The 2544-nt window shown below is 49.7% G+C and carries 3 protein-coding genes and 1 pseudogene; all 4 read right to left on the minus strand.

All coding sequences use genetic code 11. The features are described 5' to 3' along the window. A partial coding sequence (locus tag B5F88_RS19000; protein ID WP_087936992.1) for a DUF6551 family protein occupies window positions 1-757 on the minus strand: 757 nt, incomplete at its 3' end. Then, entirely contained in the window at window positions 738-1136 is a 399-nt protein-coding gene (locus tag B5F88_RS19005; protein ID WP_087936991.1) for a hypothetical protein, read from the minus strand. The genes B5F88_RS19000 and B5F88_RS19005, both read right to left, overlap by 20 nt. Then, on the minus strand, window positions 1126-1932 hold the full coding sequence (locus B5F88_RS19010; protein WP_204246273.1) for a hypothetical protein: 807 nt from the start codon (window positions 1930-1932) through the stop codon (window positions 1126-1128). Before B5F88_RS19010 ends, B5F88_RS19005 begins: the two co-directional genes overlap by 11 nt. Then, window positions 1933-2544 (minus strand): annotated as a pseudogene (locus tag B5F88_RS19015) (recombinase family protein); the annotation flags it as partial.

The following is a 2544-nucleotide window of genomic DNA, read 5'->3' on the forward strand; positions in this document are numbered from 1 at the left end:
GATATTTGCATTTGCGGTTATAGGCCAGAAGCATCGCCTCAGCATAGCCCATAGAACCGGGGCGTCGTTCCTTGGCTGTTCTCGAAAGCAGCTTGACCGACATTTCCCCTACTTTTTCCTTGAAGGTCTCATCTTTCAGGGCATCGCCGAATGTGTAGACCAATCTGGCGATTCCGTTGAGCATATTGGCGGACAGCGAATTCATATCGCCCTCCCAGGTGCCTACGCAGAGTCTGAGTGTTCGATCAAGTACGTGGTAACCAAACCGCTCATATATATTTTCGAGCGTGGAGACAGCACAGACAACGCCATAGTTTCTGACCTGGCCAATGGAAAGAGAATAAGACTCTACCAGATCTTTGATCATAAGCTGCTCCTGATTCCCGGCTTCCACATTTGCCATAAACACTTCATAGGGACGGAGCGGTTTGACAAACTTCATCTGGTTGGCGAAGATATCTGCCTCGTGCTCGTAGTTCAGATCGTCGTATATCATGCACCAGACCGGAGTTTCACGAGAGCCAGAGGCCAGGGCGACGATCTCCACCGTGTGCTGGCCATTGAAGACATAGTTGACCCCATTTCGACGGCTTACCTTCACAGGGTTGATCTGATACAGATCAAAGTGTGCCACGGCATTCAGCACATGCTGTTCGGAAATATTCCTCTGGTACTCCTGATTGGATACGAGGTTCTTGATGGGAATCTGTTCGAAGTGAACATTGGGAACAAACATACTAAATGCTTTCTCTGTCATGTAGCCTCCTGCGTTCCAGCTGTTTGACGGTTTTGAGGGAAAAATATGCGACCCGGTTGACTTGATCGATCTCACCGGTCAGCTGGTAATTAAATCTCAGGTCAAAGCCACCCAGCAGTTCGGAAAAGTTTTTAATAAGGATCGTACTATAGAATTCTATAGACTGCTGGGATGTGTTTGACATCCGAACCTTGTTTGCGGTCCCGCCTGAAATAGGTTTGTCCGATCCGAGAACGGCGATATACAGCTCTTCAGGGTTTACCAGGAATTGCACATACGCAGGATTCTTCAAGAGACGAATCGTTTGCCTGTGGATTCGAATCCGGTTTCGCGCAGGGTCCAGCGTTAAGTAAGCCTGCAATTGATTTTCATGATTCATGTCCTTGTCCTCCCAAAACGGACTTACTACCAGTATCAGAGGCAGCCTCGTCTGACTGCTCTGATGCAGCAGGAGCTATGTTATCGCGCAACCCATATACAGCATATCCTTCAAAAATGTCTACCTGCATAGATTTCTGGTGTTCCCGGAACGGGAGTCCAAACTGCGTCTTCCAGCCCTCCGGAAACACGGGAGTTCGAGAAGACTTGGGCTTCTGGCCGTCTTTTTGCACCCGCTGATACACTTCGGTCGCTGTGAGATCAAATGCGATGAGCCACTCATCCTTGGCATGGATTATCCGCCCGAGGAGTTTATATCGATAGTCCAGATTCCAGTCCATCAGTGAAAACACTTTGGCGAAAAAAATCTTGCAGGTAATCTGTTTCGGTTTACGTCTGCCGGAGCCGTTGGTGCACCAGGCGCAGGCATCCCGATCTTCCGCCCGACAGGGACGGATCGCCAAGATCCTGCTCTCCTGATTGACCAATACCTGCACATAATCAACTTGTGGGAAGCGGTTCAGGCAGGCGGTATTTACATAAAATTTGTAATTGTTGAAAGTTACAGACGGCTCATTAATATGGGCGAAGAACTCACGGCGTACCACTTGGTAGCCATCGTAGTTAAAGTCACCGGCCATCTCCAGGACCTCATCACTACTGCTGTTTGCGGGAGAAGCTGCCAGTTCCGCTTTTTTTAATTCAGCAGACGGAACAATATCCAAATGCCCGTCCTCCAGGGAACGAAGCATTCCGGCGATTACACCGCCGGTATTTTCCCGACTTTCTTCGAACATTTAGGATTCCTCCTTCCCGTACTGACCGAGTTCCTGACAGATATAGTCACGCAGCACGTCAAATCCTGTCACGCGGAGTTTCTGCCCGGTTTCATACAACTGGCCCTCCATGCGGATTTTCCAGTCTTCCTCACTCTGATCGCAGACGGGCGGGAAAGACTGTTGGTGGAGGTAATATTGCTTGCCAAAAGAGCCGATCCACTCCTCCGGGACTGCCCGCACCCGTTTGCCGGAGACAGAAAGGGGCTGTACAGGCTCCTTTGCCTGTTCCGTGCTTTTTGAACCGGAAAGCAGGTACGATTTAATAAACGCTTCCGCATCATTGACATCAAAAATATACGCAGATTCAGTTTCAGTTTGAAACAGCGCTCCGGCGATCCGGTATTTTAAATCCGGACTCCAGCCGAATAACTGAAAAAGCGTTTCTACATAGGCCGCACCGGCGATATCCCTGGGCTGATACTTTCCGTCTGACAGCTTGGAAAACACGACTGCGTTGCGGCTGCTTTTCGCCGCTGTACGGACGGCGAACTTCATCTCCACAGGGTTGACCAGCAGCTCCACATGGTTGTCTTTCCCAAAAGACCGAACACATGTGGTGCTGAACTTGAT

Source organism: Flavonifractor sp. An306, from assembly GCF_002159455.1.
Classification (GTDB): Bacteria; Bacillota; Clostridia; order Oscillospirales; family Oscillospiraceae; genus Flavonifractor.